18 protein-coding genes are annotated in these 21,163 nt (G+C 48.5%); 7 read left to right on the top strand and 11 right to left on the bottom strand.

All coding sequences use genetic code 11. The features are described 5' to 3' along the window. The first annotated feature begins 134 nt into the window (after positions 1–134). Positions 135–980, top strand: coding sequence for an excinuclease Cho (gene cho, locus A7K98_RS14235; RefSeq protein ID WP_087489165.1), 846 nt, complete (start codon positions 135–137; stop codon positions 978–980). Positions 981–1,002: 22 nt separating this feature from the next. Here cho and A7K98_RS14230 read toward each other — a convergent pair whose 3' ends face one another. After that, complete coding sequence (locus tag A7K98_RS14230; protein WP_087489164.1) at positions 1,003–1,464, bottom strand: ester cyclase; 462 nt, start codon at positions 1,462–1,464, stop codon at positions 1,003–1,005. Positions 1,465–1,478: 14 nt separating this feature from the next. Beyond that, positions 1,479–2,903 carry a gamma-aminobutyraldehyde dehydrogenase gene (locus tag A7K98_RS14225; RefSeq protein WP_087489163.1) on the bottom strand — a complete coding sequence of 475 codons (1,425 nt, stop codon included), beginning with the start codon at positions 2,901–2,903 and terminating at the stop codon, positions 1,479–1,481. Positions 2,904–3,174: 271 nt separating this feature from the next. On the opposite strand from A7K98_RS14225, the gene A7K98_RS14220 reads away from it, so the two are divergent. Beyond that, entirely contained in the window at positions 3,175–3,900 is a 726-nt protein-coding gene (locus A7K98_RS14220) for a FadR/GntR family transcriptional regulator (protein WP_087489162.1), read from the top strand. 9 nt (positions 3,901–3,909) lie between these two features. Continuing rightward, positions 3,910–4,620: a cache domain-containing protein gene (locus A7K98_RS14215; protein WP_087489161.1), complete on the top strand. Its 711-nt coding sequence runs from the start codon at positions 3,910–3,912 to the stop codon at positions 4,618–4,620. Between the two features lie 47 nt (positions 4,621–4,667). On the opposite strand, the gene A7K98_RS14210 is transcribed toward A7K98_RS14215, so the two are convergent. The 4 genes from A7K98_RS14210 to A7K98_RS14195 all read right to left on the bottom strand — a co-directional run bounded on the left by A7K98_RS14210 (position 4,668) and on the right by A7K98_RS14195 (position 10,326). After that, positions 4,668–6,104, bottom strand: a complete 1,437-nt coding sequence (locus A7K98_RS14210; RefSeq protein WP_087489160.1) for an NAD(P)/FAD-dependent oxidoreductase — start codon at positions 6,102–6,104, stop codon at positions 4,668–4,670. A gap of 61 nt (positions 6,105–6,165) precedes the next feature. Next, on the bottom strand, positions 6,166–7,491 hold the full coding sequence (locus A7K98_RS14205; RefSeq protein WP_087489159.1) for an APC family permease: 1,326 nt from the start codon (positions 7,489–7,491) through the stop codon (positions 6,166–6,168). A 100-nt stretch (positions 7,492–7,591) separates the two neighbouring features. After that, positions 7,592–9,052 (bottom strand): APC family permease, encoded by a 1,461-nt coding sequence (locus tag A7K98_RS14200; RefSeq protein ID WP_087490520.1) that lies wholly within the window; start codon positions 9,050–9,052, stop codon positions 7,592–7,594. Between the two features lie 374 nt (positions 9,053–9,426). After that, positions 9,427–10,326, bottom strand: coding sequence for a LysR family transcriptional regulator (locus tag A7K98_RS14195; protein WP_087489158.1), 900 nt, complete (start codon positions 10,324–10,326; stop codon positions 9,427–9,429). Between the two features lie 95 nt (positions 10,327–10,421). On the opposite strand from A7K98_RS14195, the gene A7K98_RS14190 reads away from it, so the two are divergent. Then, positions 10,422–11,432: a nitrilase family protein gene (locus tag A7K98_RS14190; RefSeq protein ID WP_087489157.1), complete on the top strand. Its 1,011-nt coding sequence runs from the start codon at positions 10,422–10,424 to the stop codon at positions 11,430–11,432. 597 nt (positions 11,433–12,029) lie between these two features. Here A7K98_RS14190 and A7K98_RS14180 read toward each other — a convergent pair. Next, on the bottom strand, positions 12,030–12,713 hold the full coding sequence (locus tag A7K98_RS14180; protein ID WP_087489155.1) for an O-methyltransferase: 684 nt from the start codon (positions 12,711–12,713) through the stop codon (positions 12,030–12,032). A gap of 574 nt (positions 12,714–13,287) precedes the next feature. Between A7K98_RS14180 and A7K98_RS14175 the strand changes: the two genes are divergently transcribed. Beyond that, positions 13,288–14,193, top strand: a complete 906-nt coding sequence (locus A7K98_RS14175) for a sugar phosphate isomerase/epimerase family protein (protein ID WP_087489154.1) — start codon at positions 13,288–13,290, stop codon at positions 14,191–14,193. 97 nt (positions 14,194–14,290) lie between these two features. On the opposite strand, the gene A7K98_RS14170 is transcribed toward A7K98_RS14175, so the two are convergent. From A7K98_RS14170 to A7K98_RS14155, 4 genes are all read right to left on the bottom strand, one after another. Continuing rightward, positions 14,291–15,232: a 2-hydroxyacid dehydrogenase gene (locus tag A7K98_RS14170; protein WP_087489153.1), complete on the bottom strand. Its 942-nt coding sequence runs from the start codon at positions 15,230–15,232 to the stop codon at positions 14,291–14,293. 43 nt (positions 15,233–15,275) lie between these two features. After that, positions 15,276–16,592: an MFS transporter gene (locus A7K98_RS14165; RefSeq protein ID WP_087489152.1), complete on the bottom strand. Its 1,317-nt coding sequence runs from the start codon at positions 16,590–16,592 to the stop codon at positions 15,276–15,278. A 186-nt stretch (positions 16,593–16,778) separates the two neighbouring features. After that, a complete protein-coding gene (locus A7K98_RS14160) occupies positions 16,779–17,630 on the bottom strand; it encodes a sugar phosphate isomerase/epimerase family protein (RefSeq protein ID WP_087489151.1) in 852 nt (283 codons plus the stop codon). 118 nt (positions 17,631–17,748) lie between these two features. Continuing rightward, positions 17,749–18,228 (bottom strand): RpiB/LacA/LacB family sugar-phosphate isomerase, encoded by a 480-nt coding sequence (locus A7K98_RS14155; protein ID WP_087489150.1) that lies wholly within the window; start codon positions 18,226–18,228, stop codon positions 17,749–17,751. Positions 18,229–18,561: 333 nt separating this feature from the next. Between A7K98_RS14155 and A7K98_RS14150 the strand changes: the two genes are divergently transcribed. Beyond that, positions 18,562–20,322 (top strand): dihydroxyacetone kinase family protein, encoded by a 1,761-nt coding sequence (locus A7K98_RS14150; protein ID WP_087489149.1) that lies wholly within the window; start codon positions 18,562–18,564, stop codon positions 20,320–20,322. Then, on the top strand, positions 20,313–21,083 hold the full coding sequence (locus A7K98_RS14145) for a triose-phosphate isomerase family protein (RefSeq protein WP_087489148.1): 771 nt from the start codon (positions 20,313–20,315) through the stop codon (positions 21,081–21,083). Before A7K98_RS14150 ends, A7K98_RS14145 begins: the two co-directional genes overlap by 10 nt. Positions 21,084–21,163 lie beyond the last annotated feature (80 nt).

The following is a 21,163-nucleotide window of genomic DNA, read 5'->3' as shown; positions in this document are numbered from 1 at the left end:
ATTTCTGTTTCTGGCCAGTTTCCATCTTATCCCGCCGTCCACAGTGGCTCCTGACACAGCTTCGGACTCCGCCGGATGTTATCTGTGACATAACCGGCTAAAATAGCAGCACTGTATCAGAGGTTACTAATTTTATGAGAAACAGGCGGACTGACTGGCAGCCGGAAGCTATACCTTTTGTTTATCCCCATAATCTGCGGGAAGAGGCCGGAGATGTCCCGGCTAAACCTGGTGTCTATTTTTTCTATGGTGAAAGCGACAGCATGCCACTGTATATCGGTAAAAGCGTGAATCTGCGCGCACGGCTACTGTCGCATTTCCGCAATACTGATGAAGCAAAACTGTTGCGTCAGACCCGTTACATTCGTTATCAGCAGACTGCCGGAGAAATAGGCGCATTGCTGCTCGAGGCTCAACTGATTAAACAGTTAAAGCCACTGTTTAACAAAAGATTACGGAAGACCCGCCTGCTACACACCCTGAAACTGACCGATCAGGGTGTGAGTATTATTTCTCTTAGCGGACAGGAGATGGACACGGCGGATGATATCTATGGTCTGTTTAAAAACCGTTATACCGCTTTGGGGGCCCTTAAGGAGATAGCTGATCAACATGCACTGTGCTACGGATTACTGGGTATTGAAAAAAATCCCCGGGGGCGCGCATGTTTTCGTCATGCTTTGCGTAAATGTTCCGGGGCCTGTTGCGGAGTAATCACTGCTGAGCAGCATCATGCACAGTTAAAACAGGCCGTTGCCGCGCTGAAAATTGTCTGCTGGCCATGGCCGGGACGAATTGCCTTACGTGAAGGTGAAAAGTTTCAGGTGATTGACCACTGGGTATGGCTGGGAGAAGCCGACAGCCTGACCCGTGCACGCGAACTGTACGGGGTCAGGGACGGTTATGATATTGATGGCTACAAGATCCTCTGCAAACCACTACTTTCAGGGAAATATGAAATTATCCCGCTGAACAATTGATGTCTTCGCAGTACGGAATGGGTTATTTCAGCTCTCGGGATAGTGTGGCAGAGTCATAATAATCTCCCTGATAAGTGATCTTACCCTGTTTCAGTTTGATAAAAGAAACACCGGAGAACTGAATCGCCTTGCCAGTTGGCGGACTGCCAGCCCAGTTGCCGGTATTGTGCCCTGAAAATACCCATTCAAAGGACACAGTAGTTTTATTCCAGACGGGTTCTCCCACCATTTTCCATTGCAGATCAGGGACCCCCTGAATAAACGGAGCAATGACCTGCTGCTCTGCAGCGCTTTTTCCGGTTACCGGCGTACCCACAGAGGCATCGTAATACACTCCCTCTGGTGAAAAATAGTCAGCCGCCTGCTGCGCATTATGATGATTCCAGGCGGCCATATAGGATTTCACTATTTGTACCGGGCTTTCTGCGGCAGATGCGGCAGATGTACAGACAGCCATAATCACGAAGCAAAGATTTTTGTTCATCAGTTAAGTCACCTTTATGAAATATCACTCATGACATGTTTAATCCGCGTATATTCTTCCAGTGAATAGCCAGATAAATCCTTCCCATAGCCTGATTTCTTAAACCCGCCATGTGGCATTTCTGCAGCTAATGGGATGTGGTTGTTAATCCATACAGTCCCGAAGTCCAGATCATTACTTATCAGCTGTGCTCTGCGGTGGTCACGGGTCCAGACACTCGCTGCAAGTCCGAATTCAACATCGTTTGCCATCTCCAGCCCTTGTTGGTCTGAACTAAAGCTCTGCAAAGTCATTACCGGGCCAAATACTTCCCGTTGGATGGCTTCATCCTGTTGCTGCAGGCCGGAGATCAGGGTGGGTTCGAAATAGAAACCGGGTCCTTTTCCTGCCCTGCCGCCGGTTTCAATTTTTGCGTGAGCAGGCAAACGGTCAATGAATCCCTGGACCTGCTCCAGTTGATTTTTACTGTTCAACGCACCATACAAAGCCGTTGTGTCATCGGGTAGTCCGTAATGAAGGTGTTTGATTTCATTAAGTAATGCGTCGAGAAATTGTGGATAGATGCTTTCCTGAACAATCAGCCGTGTGGCTGCGGTGCAATCCTGCCCGGCATTAAAAAAACCCGCGGTACACACTACCTTTGCTGCTTTGGCGATATCGGTATCTTCAAACACTAATACAGGGGCTTTCCCGCCTAATTCCAGATGTGCGCGGGTCAGGTTGGCAGCAGCCGAGGCAGCGACCTGTAAACCAGCTCTTACCGAACCGGTGATTGAAACCATCGCTGCCTGTGGAGATGAGACAACCATAGAGCCGGTAGTTGCTTTTCCAAGTAGCACGTTAATACTGCCGGCAGGGAAGAAAGGTGCAGCAATTTCTGCCAGTAGTAGTGTGCTAAGGGGAGTGGTATCACTTGGCTTCAGGACCACTGTGTTGCCTGCTGCCAGGGCCGGAGCAATTTTCCAGATTGCCATCATAAACGGATAGTTCCATGGTGTTACCTGGCCAACAACACCCAAAGGCTCCCGACGAATTACGGAACTGAAGCCTTCAAGATACTCACCGGCTGATTTACCTTCGTGGCAACGGGCTGCACCAGCAAAAAAGCGCACTGCATCGCAGGAAGCTGAAATTTCTTCCTGACGAATAAAGTGTTTCAGCTGGCCTGTTTCCCGGCTTTGTACGTCGATGATCTGCCCGGCATGTTGTTCTATAGCATCAGCCAGTGATAGCAACGCTCTCTGGCGTTGTGAGGGGGTGCTTTTTTTCCATTGCTTAAAAGCACGATGTGCCGCCTGATAAGCTGCATCAACTTCTTCCTGTCCGGCCTCGGGAGATAATGCGTAAGCCTCTCCTGTCACTGGGCTTATCAGCGGGAAAAAATCACCTTTGCTTTCAGCGGTGAAGCTATTGTTTATATAGTGAGATAGTTTACGCATGACACATATCCTTTAACATAAGTTTTATTATGTTTTATCATTGGTACATGAAGATTTATAGCGTTGATGTCATATGATTTTTATATGGCAACTGGCGAGCAAAGCAGGCGAAGGGTGATAAAATTGTGGTGATATTTTCCGTAAATAGCAGGGGGATAATCCTGTGTCGGCTCGCGGAACAAGCGGGCCCGGTGACATATCATTGACGGTGGTTTTATGTTATCAATACTCACCATTCTTTTAAGCAATAACACAAGAAATCACGAGGTCTATGATTACTCATGCTGTGATTTTTTCACCTATCGGCCAGTCCAGCCGTTCAGACCAGATCATTCAGCGACTGGCCAATGCGATTATTTCGGGCTTGCTCGCGGCCAATGAACAATTGCCTAATGAAGCCGATTTGGCCCGGATGATGGGTGTATCACATATCACCATCAGGGAAGCTCTGAATACCCTGAGAGCGAAAGGATTAATCTATACCGCTCGTGGGCGAAATGGTGGAAGTTTTGTCGCAGAGTCAATTGCCAAAGAGGCTTTTCCCAGCGACAGTTTCCGGTCAATCAGTACCGAATATTTATCAGATCTTGGCGAATGGCATTGCGCTATTTTCTGCCATGCCAGTCGACTGGCGACCGAAAGGATGACCGCCAAAGATTTGGCTGCTCTGACCGGGTTTGTCGAGGCACTGGAACAGTCTGCCAGTCCTGAAATACGTTGCCAGTCAGACATGCGATGTTTGCTCACCATTGCGGCAAACTCACAATCAGCCCGGATTGCGAACCAGGAACTGATGGTCCAGGCAGAATGGGCGGCACTGGTGACCATGCTGTATCAGTCTGATGAGTTTCACCTGCAAATTGTGGGATTTTATCGACATTTGCTGGCAGCTTTTGAACAGCGGGATAGCGAACAGGCGGTACGTATTGCCGGAAATATGGTGAATCATTTTACTTCCAGACTTATCGAAGTTAAGTTCAGTATTCATACAACATAGTGGAAAAAAATGCTAAGTGATGATGAATGTAAACAACAGCTTGCAGACAAAACAGACGCTTTACTCCATGCGGTAACCCATTCTGCACAGCAGCTTTCAAAGATGCTGTCGCAGCAACTGGCAGCGCATACTACTGATGAAAGCCTGCCGCAAAAAATTCGTGAAAGTCAGTTAAGGAAACTCCTGTTTCCTTCCATTGAATCTGTACTTACCGGCAGCCGGCACTGTTTTGGTGCCGGATTTGCCAGCCACCACTATTCCACAGACCATCAGCAGCCTTACTGGTTTCTGGAATGGTGGTTTAAAAATCCCAAAAATCAACAAGCTTCCTGCCTGGAACTTGATCAGGCTACCCAACAACGCCTGGATTTCAGTACTTTTGACTGGTTTAAGCATCGGCCAGAAGAGCAGAACGTTAATCTGCACGGACCTTACGTAGATTACATTTGCACTTCAGCCTATACCCTGACGGCATCTTCACCTGTGATGATTGACGGTGTGTTGGCAGGAGTTGCGGTGGTGGACATCCTGGTCAGCGTAGTTGAGGAGGAATTATTATCACTCATCCGTCAGTGCAGAGAGAGAGTGGTGATTATTAACCCGGAAGGGCGGGTGATGGTTTCCAGCCATCCTGGTTTTCGTACCGGGGCGCTGGTGGCCAGGGTGCCGGAAAAAGAAGTTATCAGTAAACCTTTTTTCCGGTTGTTTGTGCCGGAGTGACGGTTATGCCAGCTTTGCAATTTGCCCGCAAAGCTGGCGAAAGCCTGTCAGAACGAGATCATTTTACCTGGTGCTAACTTTGATGAAATCCCCAGTAGCGTTTTTGCCAGCGGGATAGCTACCGGAGCTAACTGACGTCCCAGCAATAGCGAGGTATGCTTTATTGATGTCAGCATCTTAAAATCATCGTTGCGTCCGGTAATATCATCAGTAATGGCTTTTCCTATTCTGACGGTCTGTGCAATGCCATGACCACTCCAGCCGTGTACAGAATAAATCTGCCCGTGAGCACCATTTTGACGACAGTCAGTCGCACCATTCAGGGTTAAGTCGGTAGTGCCACTCCATGCAAAATCTAACTGAATATCATCGCGCTGCGAAAACACAGTACGCAGACGTGAAGTGAGGTAGTCTACAGTCCGTGTATCATCCCAACGCATACCTGTTCCCTGCCCACCAAACAGTAAGCGCTGATTACGTACCGGGCGATAATAATCAATCTGTAACTGTGTATCATAGACAGGTTTGCCGGTGGGTAACAGCGACTGATGCCCGCCTTCCACGGGTGAAGTTACGCCCACGTAAGTATAAAAGGGCAGGGTAGTTGAGCTGTTTTCATTAAGCAGATTATGAGTTTCGTCATGCACGGCAATAACGACTCCCCGGGTTGCTGTTATCACACCGGAAGCAGTATGTACTTTCGTTCCAGTCGGACTTTCTTCTATTTTTATGACCTCGCTATGCTCGTGGACACAGCCGCCGTTAAGTAAGAAGCCGTAAATTAAGCCCCGGTTGAGTGCCAGTGAGTGGATCTGCCCGCCACAATTATCGAGTACGCCTCCGTAGTAAATATCCGAGTTAATATGATCCTGCAGCTGATAGTTACCCAGAATGGTGACCTGTTCATCACCCAGAAACTTACGGGCATCGGCGGCCTGTACCAGTGCATTCATATGCCCGGGATGGACAGCAGCTGTCAGGTGTCCATACTGTCGGTCCAGTTGTAGATCGTACCGACCGGCTATTTCATCAATCAGGCCCATAGCCTCAGCCGAGGTAAAACGCCATAAACGGCGGGCTTCGTCCGTTGAAAGATTTTCAAGCATCGACTCCGCTTCCCAGCGAGCCAGTCCCGGAGTTAATTGCCCGCCATTACGACCAGAAGCTCCACTACCGATAGTGTTCTTTTCCAGCAAAATGGTATCAATCCCTGATTCTGCAAGGTGCAATGCTGTTGAAGCACCGAGCAGACCACCGCCAATGACTACGAGTTCACACTGCTTATCTGTCTCCATTGCAGGGAAAGACATCCAGGGAGCTAGCGTAGACTCGTAGTAATTCGCGGGTATACCAGGGTCAAATTTAATTTTGTCGTTGTCCGGACGAACCCAGTTCCAGTCTCCGTCCGTAATAATTTCACTGATCAAACTCGTTCGTGCATCGTTAACCAGTGCTGGTTTAATTAAGTTTTTGGTGATGTCCATTTTTTAATTCCGGTTAGTTAATAAAATCACAGGTAACCTCACTGTGAATGTAGGACTTGCATTATTCAGGAGCCATAACTGATGATTTACTGACAGAACTATAAATAACCCACACCAGACCAACGATGGCCCAGACTGAACCGAGTACAAAAGCATCGTGATCCAGATTTATCCACATAAATGCCACGCTGATTAATCCACAGCCAGGAGACAGCAGATGGTTAAAAAGAGACCGTGCTGATTTTATTTTCTTTTCACGCCAGGCGAATTTGGCAATAACGCAGATATTAACAGCACTGAAAGCTACCAATGCTCCAAAGCTAATCAGAGATACAGCGGTGTCCAGACCAAAAAATACCGAACTGAGAGATATAAAACCGGTGAGTAGTACACAATATAAAGGCGTTTTGCTTCGGGGATGTATAAATCCCAGTACAGGGCTGGTTATACGGTTTTCTTTGCCCATAATATGTAGCAGCCGGGCGGAGCTGGCATGGGAGGCAAGTGCAGATGCAAAGGTATTACAAAGTATCGCGACAAGGAAGATTGACTGAAATAACCGGCCACCGACATAAAGTACAATTTCAGGCAGTGCTTCAGTTGGGTTTTTAAATGCTGAGTTATCCGGGTAATATAACTGAATAAACCAGGCAGCAACAAAGAAAATAACACCGCCACTTAATGCTGTATAAAATATGGCTTTTGGGATGATTTTTTCTGGCTGTCGGGTTTCTCCTGACAGTGTCGTGACCGCATCAAATCCCAGATAAGAAAAGCAAAGAATAGCAGCACCACTGATCAGTGGCATAATAGAGTTATGCCCGTTATATAATGGACTAAACGTGAGCACCCTCTGAATACCATGAGCCGAACTCAGATCATGTACCACCATATAGATAAATACTACCATCAACAATACCGGCAGGCCTACGAATAAAAAATTAGCATTTGCTAAAAGCTTTATATTGCAGCAATTAAAAAAAGTAACCAGCATAGTAAATATTAAAATAGAAACCCATACAGGCACTCCTGGCATTAATGACTGAAGATATATGCCTGCCAGTAAAGAATTGATCATCGGGAGTAGCATATAATCTAACAGCGAAGACCATCCGACCATAAAACCAGCTATATTGCCAAAGATGCTTTTTGTATAGGTATAAGCGGAACCTGAAGAAGGATATTCTTTCACCAAGCTTCCATAGCTTTGTGCAGTAAATAAAACTGCCACTAATGCAATTAGATAGGTTAAAGGAACTCTGCCTTCAGTAATGCCAGAAACTATACCAAAAGTATCAAATACAGTCATTGGTGTCATATAGGCAATGCCGATAATAACGACCTGCCATAATGATAAATTTCTTTTCAGTTGTATGCTTTTATTCATAATCCTGCCTTTTAAAAATAAATGATACCGACAGTTAACCAATAGCCATGATGATGTTTCAGTTAATATTTAATAAACCGGGGGACACCCCCCGGATTTATTATTCAGCAGGGATATGTTGCTGGTAATGAGATCCCTGTTCTGTTTTTTCGTAAGGGCGGGCAATAAACAGATAAAGTGCACCTGACAGCAGGACGATTGCCAGACCAATAAGTACAATCCATTTATCCAGGAAACTGTCACCACTGCCGGGCTGACAAAGTAACCAGATACCAAACAGGCCGTAGGCCAGGGCCAGAATATTCACCAGTAGCCCGAAGCTGCCTAAAGTCCAGCTGCCAGCGGGTTTCCACCCTTTCAGACGCTTACGTAAAGCCGCAAGGACGACCATCTGAAACGAGATGTAGATACCGACAACGGCGAAAGCGGTGATCCTTGCCAGGTTATCCGGCTGGTAGTAGACCCAGACACAGATGAGTAGCGGTAACAGGCAACTGACAATCATGGCGTTATCCGGCACATTATTGCGTGATATTTTTGCCATCCAATGGCTGGCCGGTAACATATTGTCACGGGAAAATGAGAACAGCAGTCTGCTGAGTGCAGCCTGTAAAGAGAGAATGCAGGACAGCATGGCAATAACAGCCACCACAATAAAAATCTTCTCGCCCTGTGGTCCCAGAGCATTGTTCAGAATTTCAGGAATAGGATTGTCAATCTTCCCGGATACAATTGCTGACAGATTTGGGTAAGAAAGCAGGTAACCCAGTACTGAAATAATGGCGGAAATGGCCCCAAAGAAAATACTAAGCATCATTGCTACCGGTATTTTCCGCCCCGGATTTTTTACCTCTTCGGCGACATTGCCACATGCTTCGAATCCAAAAAACATAAACAGCCCGAGCAGCGATGCCGACATAAATGCATGAGAGTAACTTCCGGAGCTTCCGGTACTGCCCATAGCGTCAAACAATACAGACAATGGCTGAGTGCGATGAAAAATTAACAGATAAATTCCCAGTGCGATAACACTGATGATCTCGCACCAAAAACCAATTCTGGCAACCCTGGCGAGATTTTTGGTTCCTGACAGATTGACTATCATCATCAGCAATAGCAGCACGACAGAAGTGAACAGCAAATGTGGTGCTGACTGTGAATAGTCAAACAGAGTAGCGACGAAGGTAGCACTGTATTCTGCAATGGATGTAATAGTAACGACCAGTGCCCATAAATAGATCCAGGCGGCTATCCAGGCATATTTTTTGCCCCATAAAATTCGCGACCAGGGATAAAGCCCGCCAGTGATGGGGTACTGTGACGCGACTTCACCGAAAATCATAGCGACAAGCATCTGACCTGCAGCAGCAATCAGTATCCACCAAATGGCTGGTGGGCCTGCCAGAGTCATTGAGAGTGCAAACAGCGAATACACTGCAGTGAGCGGGGAAAGATAGGTGAAGCCTAGCGAGAAATTAGACATCAGGCTGATAGACCTGGTAAACCTCTGTTCATCCGATGGGGATGATAAACCTGTTTGTTCTGTGGGTGGGTTGCTCATTAACGCCTCCGGCATCAGGTGTTTATTAAGGATTTCTAATTTATAAAACATAATATTTTTTATGTATATATGATTACCGAAATATTAATTTTATGTGATTGATAATGAAATGAAATTTTGTCATACCTCTTTCTTATGACCATTTTTAGTCATCAATCTGCTGAAGATGTGCGGGATTTTCGGGTGATTTTTAACCGTTTATGAAGTGGGGTATATTATTTTTTTTAACCAATTGGTCCGGTTTCGAACCTCTGAAAATGATCAGGGCAGGATTAAGACATTTATCCGGCCTGAGAACAGACATCACAAGACCAGGTAATCCACGGTGGAAGTTCTTCGTCAACCGGTAGCAGCTATTTACGGATAAAATAATTTCAGAAAGACTCACCGGTCTCTGTAGCGGTTTTTTGTGCATTAAATACGATATCCAGGAAGTTATCCCGTAACGGATCTTTTATCCGGGGATCCCACGCGATACCGGTCTGCCAGTGACTGTTTTCCCCTACGACAGGATGCAAACTTACCCCCTGAGGCAGTATATTCGCTACGCTGGCGGGCAATAGCGCAATGCCTTCTCCCGCAGAGACACGAGCCAGCAGAGTCTGAATATCATCCGCTTCTGAGACTGAATGTGGCACTAACTGATTGGTTTTCAGGAAGGTAGTGATCTGAGCAAACAACCCTTCGCCGCGGGTTTTAGTCAGCTGTAACAAACGACTGTGACTAAGCCATTCACCGGTAGACCGGATTACTGACTCTCCGTCTTCACTGGCGACAGCCAGTACCAGATTTTCCTGCGTCAGCACCCGACTGCAGAGTGGTTCAGGCGCTGGCAACCGCACAAATCCCGCCTGTAACTGCCCTGTAGCTAACAGCTGATATTGCACGATTGAAGAGATATCGTTCAGCGATACCTGGACCTGAGGAAAACGAAGCCGGAATCCGGCCACCATTTTTGGGGCCAGACGAAATGATGACACTCCGAATCCGAGATTGAGTTCACCTTCATTCCCATGCTGCATTTCTGCGATATGGCTGACAAAACTATCATAGTGGTCGACCACACCTGCGGCCTGTTCCAGAAGCTGATGGCCGGAAACCGTCAGCCTTGCTCCCTGGCGGCCCCGCTGAAACAGAGTCATTCCACAATGGAATTCCAGGGTCTGGATCTGCTTTGTCAGAGCTGGCTGGGTGATAAACAATTTTTCTGCCGCCGCACGGTAATTGCTCAGTCGGGCGAGTGTTACAAAGGCTCGCAGTAATTTAATATCCATTCCGTCAGGTTATCGAAGCTGGAAAAAACGTGATTATACATGCTGGCGGGAGGTCTGGTGAAATAGCATGCATAACTTGCCGACAGGAGTATGTCATGAACCAGCAAATCCGCGCAGCCAGTGTGCAGTTCTGCCACCGTGCCAGCGATAAACAGTACAATCTGGCAGCAATGGAAGAGATGTGTCATCAGGCTCACAGGGAAGGGGTTAACATTCTGGTTTTCCCGGAAATGTGTATTACCGGTTACTGGCACGTACCAGACCTGGATCGTCAGGCTCTGGAGCATCTGGCAGAACCTGCGGCGGACAGCCCGTCACTGGCCCGGATAGCCAGACTGGCAGAACAGTATCAGATGATGATTGGTGCCGGCTTTATTGAACAGGCTCCGGACGGTCAGCTATACAATGCTTATGCGGTATGCATGCCCGACGGAACCCGTCCGGTACACCGTAAACTGCATGCTTTTGAACATCCGGAAATTTCTCAGGGTGACCATTTTACGGTGTTTGAAACTCCGTGGGGAGTTAAGGCCGGAGTGCTGATTTGTTGGGATAATAACCTGACCGAAAATGCCCGGATAACTGCACTGTTGGGGGCCGATATACTGATTGCTCCGCACCAGACAGGCGGAACAAACTCCCGTAGTCCATATGGAATGAAACCGCTGCCTGTCACTCTGTGGGAAAACCGACATAATGATCCACAAGCCCTGGAACAGGCTCTTAGTGGTGACAGTGGCCGTGGCTGGCTGATGCGCTGGCTGCCCTCCAGGGCGCATGATAATGGCATGTTTATTCTGTTCAGCAACGGCGTAGGGCTGGATAATGGTGAAATCCGTACCGGGAACGCGATGATCCTCGACCCTTATGGCCGGATTGTGAATGAGACCGGCAGCTATCAGGATACCCTGGTTTACGCCGATCTGGACCTGAGCCTGCTACCTATGTCCACCGGACGGCGCTGGATCCATGGCAGACGGCCTGCACTGTATGGAGTTCTGTCTGAGATTCAGGGCTATGAGCGTGACGCCCGTACTGCCCGTTTTTCCGAAGAGCTTCCGGTTTTCAGCCATCCAAATCAGGTTGCCCACAATCCGCAAAAATAATCGAAGAGTATTTTTAAATTAAATAATATTAATATGTTACAGTAATTATCCTTCCAGTAGCCCCGGATGCACCAGTGCTACTGGCGGGATTTTATTTTCAGGAAGATACCGCTGATGATTCAACCTAAAACATTCAAAATTTGCAAAGTCATATTGTTGCTGTTAACCGCTTTATCACTGACAGCAATAGTATTTAATATTATCGACCTTATGAACGGAAAGGCCGGTACCAGTCATTCGATGCTGATCACCTCCTGTTTTCAGACACTGGTCTATGTGTTTTTGTATACCAGGCTACATCGTCGACAGGCACAGTCACAGGCACAAACGGGCACAAAATAATCTGTCTCCACAGCGATGGCACCGGTCGATGGTTAGCCCGGTCCGGTGGATAAAATTTCAGGAGTTACCAGACCCGATGAGCTGGTCACTGGCGGTAATATAAGCCAGCTGGTTGCTGACCAAAGCTAGCTACGGGACCTGGCAAAAATGGGAAGGTGCAGGGCCAGAGGCGTCAGATATTTTTGCTGGCTCGCGGAATAACATCTCAGCTTCGGAAGATTGCCGGGCTGAATTTGTGGTCTTCCCGGAAGAAATTCAGGCCGCTTTAACTATCGCCAGTACAAAACCATCCCAGCCTTTCTCTCCCACAGTTTGTATTGCAGTGGCTTCAAGCTGTGGATTTTCTGAAATCATCCGGATAAATTCCCTCAGGCCCTGTACGTGAGGATCATCACTGGAAGAATGAATGACACGTCCACCACGCACCGTATTATCTCCGACAATCACTGTACCGGGTCTGGATAATTTCAGAGCCCATTCCAGATAACGAGGATTGTTGGCTTTATCAGCATCAACAAAAATAAGGTCAAAGGGGCCGGTGAGTGTAGGCAAAATGTCCAGTGCAGCGCCGGTATGTTGTTCAACTCGTTCAGAGAGACCGGAATCAGCAATATTTTGCCGCGCAATCTCTGAATGATGTTGATTAAACTCTATAGTTGTTACACAACCGTGTGATGGTAATGCTTTAGCCATCCAAAGAGTGCTGTAACCCCCGAGTGTACCGATCTCCAAAACCCGAGTTGCACGGACCATCTGAACAAAAATTGCCAACATTTTGCCCTGTAAAGCTGAAACATCGTGGGCAGGTAATCCTTGTTCAGCATTCTTCTCCAGAGTGAGTTGCAAAGCGGGGTAGTCAGGGATGAGTTCTTCTGTAAACCATGCGTCCACTTCAGCGGCCTGGTTACTATAGGGGAGTGAATAATCAGGAGTTCTCATCGCAAGCGTTTCTCAGTTAAGGGCCCTGAACAGTTTAAACCTTAATTGTGACAGTTATTCGTTGCGGAATTACTCAGGTAATAGCGGGTACCGGAGATTGTCGTCCTGCCATATTGTTCAGTTCTGATGTGTATTATCTTAAATACTGATTAACCAGAAATGACCCGTTTAGCTGGTGGGTGGCAGTATCAGTGGCGACCAGGTGGCTGATTAACCATGAAAAGATGTTTTCAGCAGTAATGGCTGATTGCCGATAAAGCCGAATGCGCAGCGCTGTTTAGCGCAAGGTTACAAACAGCCATGAAGACAGAACCACGCTGCTGGTTTTCAGCACATACCTTTGCGTATGGAATGTTGTTTCCCTGATATTTGTCACCCGCAATCAGCTTTTTTGTGCCTCCCGAAGTCGAAAAATGAGATTGCCGTCAAAGAATTACTGACCGGATTCGTTGCTCACTGTTCATGTGTTCCATAGATGATAAAATGTTCATAGGCGGATCAGGCGCTGAGTAAGCCCCGGTAAGCGTCCGCAAAACATGAACCCGCGTTACCTTTCAGGAGGCAGTCGAATTCTATGAATACCCAATTATATCCTTCCGCGCATATCGCCGAGTTATTCTTCCCTGAAATGACTCAGGAAGCCAAAGTTGCGGATATTGTCCGTCGGATTGCCGATATCGGTTATTACCGTGGTTTTGAGACAGGGATCATTCATCAGCCAGAAATTGCCCGTCAGATCCGCACCGTCGCTGAAGAGCGTCGGCTCAGTGTGACGCAGTGGCTAACCTTTGAATTACTAAAAGATAACTTAAATATGTGCAGTCTGGATGCTGAATTGCGCAAAAAGTCGATGCTGCGAGCCTGTGAACTGGTGCATCTGGCAGCGGAATGTGGCACCACAAAATTGTCACTGGTCAGCGGTAGTGATCCGGGCCCTGAACAGCGTGAAGAAGCAAAAAAAGTGTTTGGTGAAGTATTGGTCCAGATAGGTGAGGTAGTGCGGCAGTATCCGGGCATGATCATGCAGATTGAACCGCTGGACAGGTTTGCCCACAAACGTCAGCTGATTGGCCCAACCCCGGAAACTGTCAGCTGGATGAACGGCCTGAAAGCTGACTGTCCGGACCTGTATATGGCGTGGGACAGTGCCCATGTGGCATTAAATGAGGAAGATCTGGCTGAATCACTGACCCTGTCGGCACCACTGATTGGTCAGCTGCATCTGGCGAATGCCATTCTGGACCCGGCAGCCGGGGGGTATGGCGACTGGCATATGAAATTCGGTGAACCTGGTTTCCTGACCACCGAAGTTGCAGGTAATATTATCGCGACAGCGCTCAGTTTACCGCTGCCGATGCACAATGGCCCGGTATCGATTGCTGTAGAAATGCGTACTACGGCGCAGGATGATCTGTGGGATAACGAACGCCAGTGCCGCGAGTTTTTACAGGCTGCCTGGCGGGTGGCTCTGGGGCTGTAACGGAGGCAGGTTCCGCAGCTTTCAGGCCGCGGAGCCAAAAAAAAACCTGATATTCTGCACCGCAGAAATCAGGTTTTTTTGTGAAGGATTGTTGTTATCAGGCTTTTGGTGTCACCGGAGTCAGCAACGGCTGACCGTTCTGAAACGCCGTAATATTGTCGATCACCAGTTTTGCCATATCCGCCCGTGTCTCGTGTGTACCACTGGCAATATGCGGAGTCAGTACTACTTCAGGACGATTCAGCAGCGCTTCCGGAACCGACGGTTCTGCGGCAAACACATCCAGCCCGGCTCCGCCAATTTCTCCACGGGTAATGGCGTCAACCAGAGCAGCTTCATCAACCACACTACCGCGTGAAATATTGATTAGAATTCCTTTTGGACCTAACGCTGTGAGTACCTGCTTGTTGATCAGTCCACGAGTCTGAGGGTTGGCACTGACACAAACCACCAGAATATCACTGTTATGAGCCAGCTCAGTTAAATCGCCATACCATTTAACATCCTGATCGGTGACCGGATGCCGGCTGAAACAAGCAACAGGCATTGAAAAACCACGCGCACGGTCAGCCACTGCCTGACCAATACGGCCGTAACCCACAATACCCAGACGTTTACCGGTAACTTTACTGGCCAGCGGAAAAGAACCTGAGGCCCAATTGCCTTGCTCAATAAAGCGTTGAGCTGCATTGATACGTCGGGAAGCATTGAGAATCAGTGCAAACCCGAGATCGGCGACATCATCGGTGAGAATATCCGGAGTATTGGTGACCTGGATATTTTTGCTGGTGGCAGTCGCAACATCAATACCATCATAACCAACCCCGAAAACGGCAATCAGTTTTAGATTAGGGAACCGGCTGATCATCTCTGCATTGACCGTCGACTCGCCGCTGGCCACGATGATTTCAGTCTGTTCACTGATCGCCTGAATCTCTTCAGGCGATGATTTCGTGTAGAAATATAACTGATAGTCGTTTGCCAGTTTTTCTGCCAGAGCCGGTGGAACTTTGTCGGCTAACACCAGGGATGAAGACATATTTTTATCCTGTATTAAGAGTGTGTTTGCCGGCAACCGGATGTTATTTCTGGAACGATAATTGTTTTCTGGTTACCGGAACTTTATTAAAATTAATACATAACGTACCCAGTGTATAGCATCCGGCACATATCGCAAAATAGACTAAAACGCTTTTGAAACTGCCGGTGGCCTGCAGAATAACGCCTACCAGAATGGGTACCAGGATACCCGCAACACTGTTAGCCATGTTCATTAACCCGCCCACCATACCGACACGATCTTTAGGTGCCAGGATAGCAGGGAAGCTCCAGTACAGGCTGCCAAACATCAGGAAAAACGCCGCTACCGCCAGTAATATGACCGCTTTTTCCGGATCGGTAATGGAAGACAGGGCATACAATGCACCCAGACCAACAATCCCGGATACTGACAACATGCTTTTCAGAGCAACGTTATGACTGACGCCTTTTTTCACCATAAAGTCAGTGAAAAAACCGCTGAACAGGCAGCCAACAGTACCGACAATAAAGATCAGGAAGGTTGAGTTGCCAATTGCTGCCAGCTTCAGCCCCTGAGCCTGTGCCAGATAGCTTGGACCCCAGGTCAACAACCCCCAGTAGACCATGCCCCATGATGCACGACCGATCATAATCGCTATCATGGTCAGCCAGCTAATCCCCAGACCCTGAGTCGGACGTTCGTCAGAATCATCAGCTTGAGTGATATTACCGGCATGGATATAGTCCAGTTCCTGTTGGTTGACTTTCGGATGCCATTCCGGGCGGTCACGTATAATTTTCCAGGCGAAGAGACCCAGCAGCATAGTGAACAGACCAACCAGTACGAACGCGATGCGCCATGAATCCAGCAATACAATCAGATGTGCAACAATAATACCACCGAATGCCACGCCGAGCGGGCTGCCGGAGTCCATCACTACCGCACCACGACCTCGTTCAGATTTGGTCAGCCATCTGGAGCTCAGTTTTGCCCCACTGGGAGACACGGGTGCTTCCATCACTCCCAGGCCAATACGTGCCAGCATCATACTAATGCCGCCGGTGGCAAAGCCAATAATGGCCTGGAAGAATCCCCAGCCAAACAGTGCACCGGTCACCACTTTACGCGGACCAAAACGGTCCAGCATCCAGCCACCAGGGATTTGTAATAATGCATATGACCAGAAGAAACTGCTGAGTATTAAACCTTGCATGGTCGGTGACAGAGAGAATTCGTCCTTAATAAAGGGCATTCCGATAGACAGAGTGATACGGTCCATCAGGTTAACCGCAACTAAAAAGAACATGGCACCAAATAACACCCAACGAAAACTTGAGGGTTTTTGGTTATTTGCAGGAGTCAGTGTAGAGTCAGACATAATTAACCTTCAGTTTTAATCGTTTTTGAATAACAGCAGCGGTTAAATTTTTTAAATTCAACTCTGCTGTGAACTTTGGTTAGGTCTTTTTATTGTTTTATCGTAAGTCATTGTAGAAACAGATAATTGGCAGCCAGTCTTATTACCAGAACAGAAGTTTGCCGCAGGCCGGAAAAAACAGGGCAGTTAACTGCTCAGTGAATAGCCCAGCCAGTTTTCCAGTTGCTGACGCGATTGTTTTAAAACCTGCAGGCTGATAGCAGGATCAACCGGAGTCTCACCCCGTAGCGGATAACTATCGCGCTGGCGGTGCATACGCAGCGGTATCTCCAGGCTGCACGGAATACCACGTTGTTCCAGTTGCTTAAGCATAGGAACGTAGTCGAGTTGACCCTGACCAATCGGCGTAAACCAGACTTCTCCGTCACGCACCTCAAGATCTTTCAGATGACAGTGAGCAGCCAGAGGTAACATTTCAATGGCGGCCTGAATCGGATCCACTTCCGGGATCAGTGACACAATATTGCCGGCATCGACATTCACCGATACTGCCGGACTGCCTACTGCTTCAACCAGAGCTGCGCCATCGTCTGCCAGACGGAACACGTCATAATTCGGGTCTCCACCGTTTTCCAGACAAATAATGCAGTTTTCCTGTTCGGCAATGGGCGCGAGTTCCCGAAGATGACTAATAATATTCTGTCGATCTTCTTTTTTACCGACGCAAACATTGATCCATTTAGCACCAATCATTCCGGCAAACCGGATACGGCGGGTAAATTGCTCCACGGCATCTGCTGCACCAAAGTTCATGGTTGCTCCCAATGAATGGGTCAGTAGTTGATGCTTATCCAGCAGGCGACGAATTTCACGGGCATTCCCTTCGGCGAATAATTCCGGAGGCATATGGCCCACATAGCCCTGGTTATAAGCCAGTTCCACATAACGGAAACCGGACTCGCGAATGGCCCCGAAAGCAATATCAGGATCAATACCATCAAACATGGCTGTATTTACGCCAACAATAAGTTTACTCATACAGCGGACTCCTTAATAACCTGCTCACAGCAGCGGGGGGAGATTCACCCGCTGATGTGATGACTGTTACCTGATGCAACGATGACAGAGGGAACGGTAGCGATACTGCGTCTGTGGCTTATTTTTCAATCCGCGCAGTACCTGCCGGATGCAACAGAGTTTCGTAGTAATCAATACGCTCTACTTTTGGACCTGAACGACCGGCTTCGAATTCAGAGTTCAGCCAGGTATCAACCAGCATCAGTGCCAGTTCACTGCCAATGACCCGTGCGCCCAGTGTCATAATCTGTGCGTTGTTACTTTTACGTGCACGTTCTGCTGAATAAACATCATGGCATTGTGCGGCACGGATCCCCGGAACCTTGTTGGCCACGATGGCCATGCCAATTCCGGTACCACAGAACAGAATACCGCGCTCAAAAGTTCCTTCGCGGATAGCCGTGGCCAGGTTAAAGGCAATATCCGGGTACATCTGATCGTTACCCTCAACATCGTGACTGAAGTCAGTCACTTCGATACCACGTTCTGCGAGAGTTTTTTTCACCAGGTTTTTTAGATCGGTGGCGGCATTATCTGCGCCAATAGCAAGTTTCAGCATTTCTCTTTCCTCATGTCTGATAACGTCTTCATTGAACTTATGCTCGGATGTTGTTCATGTGATGGTTCCGGGCTTAACGTTGAGATCTGTTATTGTACTAAAGTTCAATGAGTGAACTAATGATATTAGTAATAGCAGGGATAAAAGTGGGGAAAAAGTCTCTTTAAGGCAGTTTGAGGGCCATTTTCCGAATTTAAGACCCTGCTCACAAAATCACATAATGAACATTTGATTGGGTGGCGGCTTCTGCTAGCTTCAGGGGGTGATGGTTTCAAAACATGCCAGTCGCTGGTTACCGGGCTTGGAAATGTCAAATTTTGTGGAGAAACAAACATGACCTGGATTTTTAACCGCCCGTCAGATTTTGCTAAAGAGATGGTCGCAGGATTTGTCAGCGCCCATGCTTCTATGGTGCGTCAGGTTCCCGGCGGTGTAGTACGTAATACTAAAAGCAAGCCAGGCAGTGTTGCCGTCGTGGTCGGCGGAGGTTCCGGACATTACCCGGCATTTGCCGGTCTGGTAGGGCAGGGGCTGGCCCATGGTGCAGCAATGGGAAATCTGTTTGCTTCACCTTCAGCACAACAGATCTGTTCAGTGGCCCGTGCGGCGAACAACGGTGGGGGTGTGCTGCTGATGTTTGGTAACTATGCCGGAGATGTGCTGCATTTTGGGCTGGCCTGTGAACGGCTGCGCGCTGAGGGTATTCCGTGCGAAGTTATGCCGGTAACCGATGATATTTCCAGTGCACCGCTCGCTGAAAGAGCTAAACGCCGTGGAGTTGCCGGCGATTTGGTGGTGTTCAAAACTGCCGCTGCTGCTGCCGAACGTGGTGATTCACTGGCTGAAGTGCTGGCTGTGGCTCGTCATGCTAATGATAATACCCGTACTCTGGGCCTGGCATTCTCCGGATGTAAATTCCCTGGGGCGGAACAGCCATTGTTCACCGTGCCGGAAGGCAAAATGGGCTTTGGTCTGGGGATTCACGGCGAACCCGGTATCAGTGAACTGCCAATCAGCTCCTCTCATGATATTGCTTCAAAACTGACCGAAAAATTGCTGGAAGAGCGCCCTGAAACTATTCACCAGACCTCGGGCGCGCGCCTGGGTGTGATTATCAACGGTCTGGGTTCGGTAAAATACGAAGAATTATTTGTGCTGTGGAATGATGTCCATCACAACCTGGAAAAAGCGGGTGTCGAGCTTGTTGATGTTCAGATTGGTGAGTTTGTGACCAGTTTTGATATGGCCGGCTTCTCAGTAAGCTTTATCTGGTTTGAAGGGGAGATCGAAGAATTGTGGCTGGCTCCGGCAACCACTCCGGCTTTCAGTCGTGGTTCAGTACTGTCACATGAACCTCTGGATCCGGTACAGTTACAACAGTCCGGCGAAGTGAAAATACCTGAAGCGACAGAAGAGTCAAAAGCCGCAGCAGCCAGCACAATGGTTATTCTGAATGCGCTGGAAACACTGCTGACTGAAAAATGTGAAGAACTGGGCCATATTGATGCGATTGCCGGTGACGGTGACCATGGTATCGGGATGTTGCGTGGCGTTGTCGCTGCCTGTAAGGCCGCTAATCAGGCGCTGAATAAGGGTGCCGGGGTAGGTTTCCTGTTACAGACAGCGGCAGATGCCTGGTCTGATGATGCGGGCGGAACCTCCGGAGCCATCTGGGGCGTTATTCTGAATACTCTGGGAACAACACTCGGTAACAGTGAAAAGCCCACCGTTGAGAGTGTAACCAAAGGTGTGGTGCAGGCTAACCATGGTGTTATGCATTTCGGTAAAGCAAAACCCGGAGATAAAACGCTGGTGGATGTGCTGATGCCGTTTAGTGAGGCTCTGGACAGTGCTGCGGCAGAAGGACTTTCTCTGGCGGAAGCATGGCACAAAGCGGCTCAGGTGGCAGAAAAGAGCGCTGCTGCAACTGCTGGTCTGGTTCCTAAAATTGGCCGTGCACGTCCGCTGGCTGAACGAAGTGTTGGCACTCCGGATGCCGGTGCTGTCTCTCTGGCATTAATGATTGCCACAGTAGATGAACATCTGAGTAATAAATATCAAAATGCCCGTCAAGGGGAGCAGGTATGTCAGTAAATCTGGTGATTGGCACCAGCCATAAAACCTATTTTGGTTACCAGCAAACCCGACAGTGGTGCAGCCAGGTGGCAGAAATTGTACAACAACAGTCGCCGGAACTGCTGGCACAACTGGAGTTGTTTACTTTCCCTGCAACCCCCGCACTGGAAAGTGCACTGCAATGTTTCGCCGGTACCCCGATGGCTACCGGTGCACAGAACATCTGTGGTGCGCCTTCGGGAGCATGGACCGGTGAAAATGCGGCAGAGATGGTCAGTGAAATGGGCGGGCGTTATGCCGAAATTGGTCATGCTGAACGCCGGCGTTACTTTGGTGAAACCACTGATCTGATTCAGCAGAAAATTGCACGGGCTTACGCCAGCCAACTGACCCCGGTCATTTGTATTGGTGAGGAACTGGAGGTTAGCCCGCAACAGGCTGCAGACATTGCTATTCAGCAGGCCGATGAACTGCTGGTAGCCTTTGCCGGACAAACCTTGCCAGCGACTGTTTTTGCCTGGGAACCGCAGTGGGCCATTGGTGCTGAAAAACCGGCCAGTGACAGCTATATCCGGCATGTCTGCAAGACACTTCGCAGCCATCTCCACCAGAAATATGGCAGTCAGTGTCAGGTGATTTATGGCGGTAGCGCCGGACCCGGTCTGCTCAGCAGGTTGTGGCCGGATGTCGACGGCATTTTCCTCGGCCGCTTTGCACATCAGCCCTCTGCTTTTGGCAGGATTCTGGCAGAAGCAGGGGAAATCCTCAGCAGAAACTGACCTGTCCTGGCGTGGTTTTATGCTCTGACGCACTGCGCTTTCATTGCCTGAAAGCGCAGCATCTCTGTTATACTTCACGC

Origin of the sequence: Tatumella citrea (assembly GCF_002163585.1) — a bacterium.
GTDB lineage: Bacteria > Pseudomonadota > Gammaproteobacteria > Enterobacterales > Enterobacteriaceae > Tatumella > Tatumella citrea.
The sequence above is the reverse complement of the archived record's forward strand: the minus strand, read 5'-3'. Positions and strand labels throughout refer to the sequence as shown.

Coding starts and splice junctions, on each gene's coding strand:
- A7K98_RS14200 (WP_087490520.1), bottom strand. CDS start 9,052: ATGAGCAACCCACCCACAGAACAAACAGGTTTATCATCCCCATCGGAT.
- A7K98_RS14205 (WP_087489159.1), bottom strand. CDS start 7,491: ATGAATAAAAGCATACAACTGAAAAGAAATTTATCATTATGGCAGGTC.
- A7K98_RS14145 (WP_087489148.1), top strand. CDS start 20,313: ATGTCAGTAAATCTGGTGATTGGCACCAGCCATAAAACCTATTTTGGT.
- A7K98_RS14170 (WP_087489153.1), bottom strand. CDS start 15,232: ATGTCTTCATCCCTGGTGTTAGCCGACAAAGTTCCACCGGCTCTGGCA.
- A7K98_RS14150 (WP_087489149.1), top strand. CDS start 18,562: ATGACCTGGATTTTTAACCGCCCGTCAGATTTTGCTAAAGAGATGGTC.
- A7K98_RS14180 (WP_087489155.1), bottom strand. CDS start 12,713: ATGAGAACTCCTGATTATTCACTCCCCTATAGTAACCAGGCCGCTGAA.
- A7K98_RS14155 (WP_087489150.1), bottom strand. CDS start 18,228: ATGCTGAAACTTGCTATTGGCGCAGATAATGCCGCCACCGATCTAAAA.
- A7K98_RS14190 (WP_087489157.1), top strand. CDS start 10,422: ATGAACCAGCAAATCCGCGCAGCCAGTGTGCAGTTCTGCCACCGTGCC.
- A7K98_RS14230 (WP_087489164.1), bottom strand. CDS start 1,464: ATGAACAAAAATCTTTGCTTCGTGATTATGGCTGTCTGTACATCTGCC.
- A7K98_RS14165 (WP_087489152.1), bottom strand. CDS start 16,592: ATGTCTGACTCTACACTGACTCCTGCAAATAACCAAAAACCCTCAAGT.
- A7K98_RS14175 (WP_087489154.1), top strand. CDS start 13,288: ATGAATACCCAATTATATCCTTCCGCGCATATCGCCGAGTTATTCTTC.
- A7K98_RS14220 (WP_087489162.1), top strand. CDS start 3,175: ATGATTACTCATGCTGTGATTTTTTCACCTATCGGCCAGTCCAGCCGT.
- cho (WP_087489165.1), top strand. CDS start 135: ATGAGAAACAGGCGGACTGACTGGCAGCCGGAAGCTATACCTTTTGTT.
- A7K98_RS14195 (WP_087489158.1), bottom strand. CDS start 10,326: ATGGATATTAAATTACTGCGAGCCTTTGTAACACTCGCCCGACTGAGC.
- A7K98_RS14160 (WP_087489151.1), bottom strand. CDS start 17,630: ATGAGTAAACTTATTGTTGGCGTAAATACAGCCATGTTTGATGGTATT.
- A7K98_RS14215 (WP_087489161.1), top strand. CDS start 3,910: ATGCTAAGTGATGATGAATGTAAACAACAGCTTGCAGACAAAACAGAC.
- A7K98_RS14210 (WP_087489160.1), bottom strand. CDS start 6,104: ATGGACATCACCAAAAACTTAATTAAACCAGCACTGGTTAACGATGCA.
- A7K98_RS14225 (WP_087489163.1), bottom strand. CDS start 2,903: ATGCGTAAACTATCTCACTATATAAACAATAGCTTCACCGCTGAAAGC.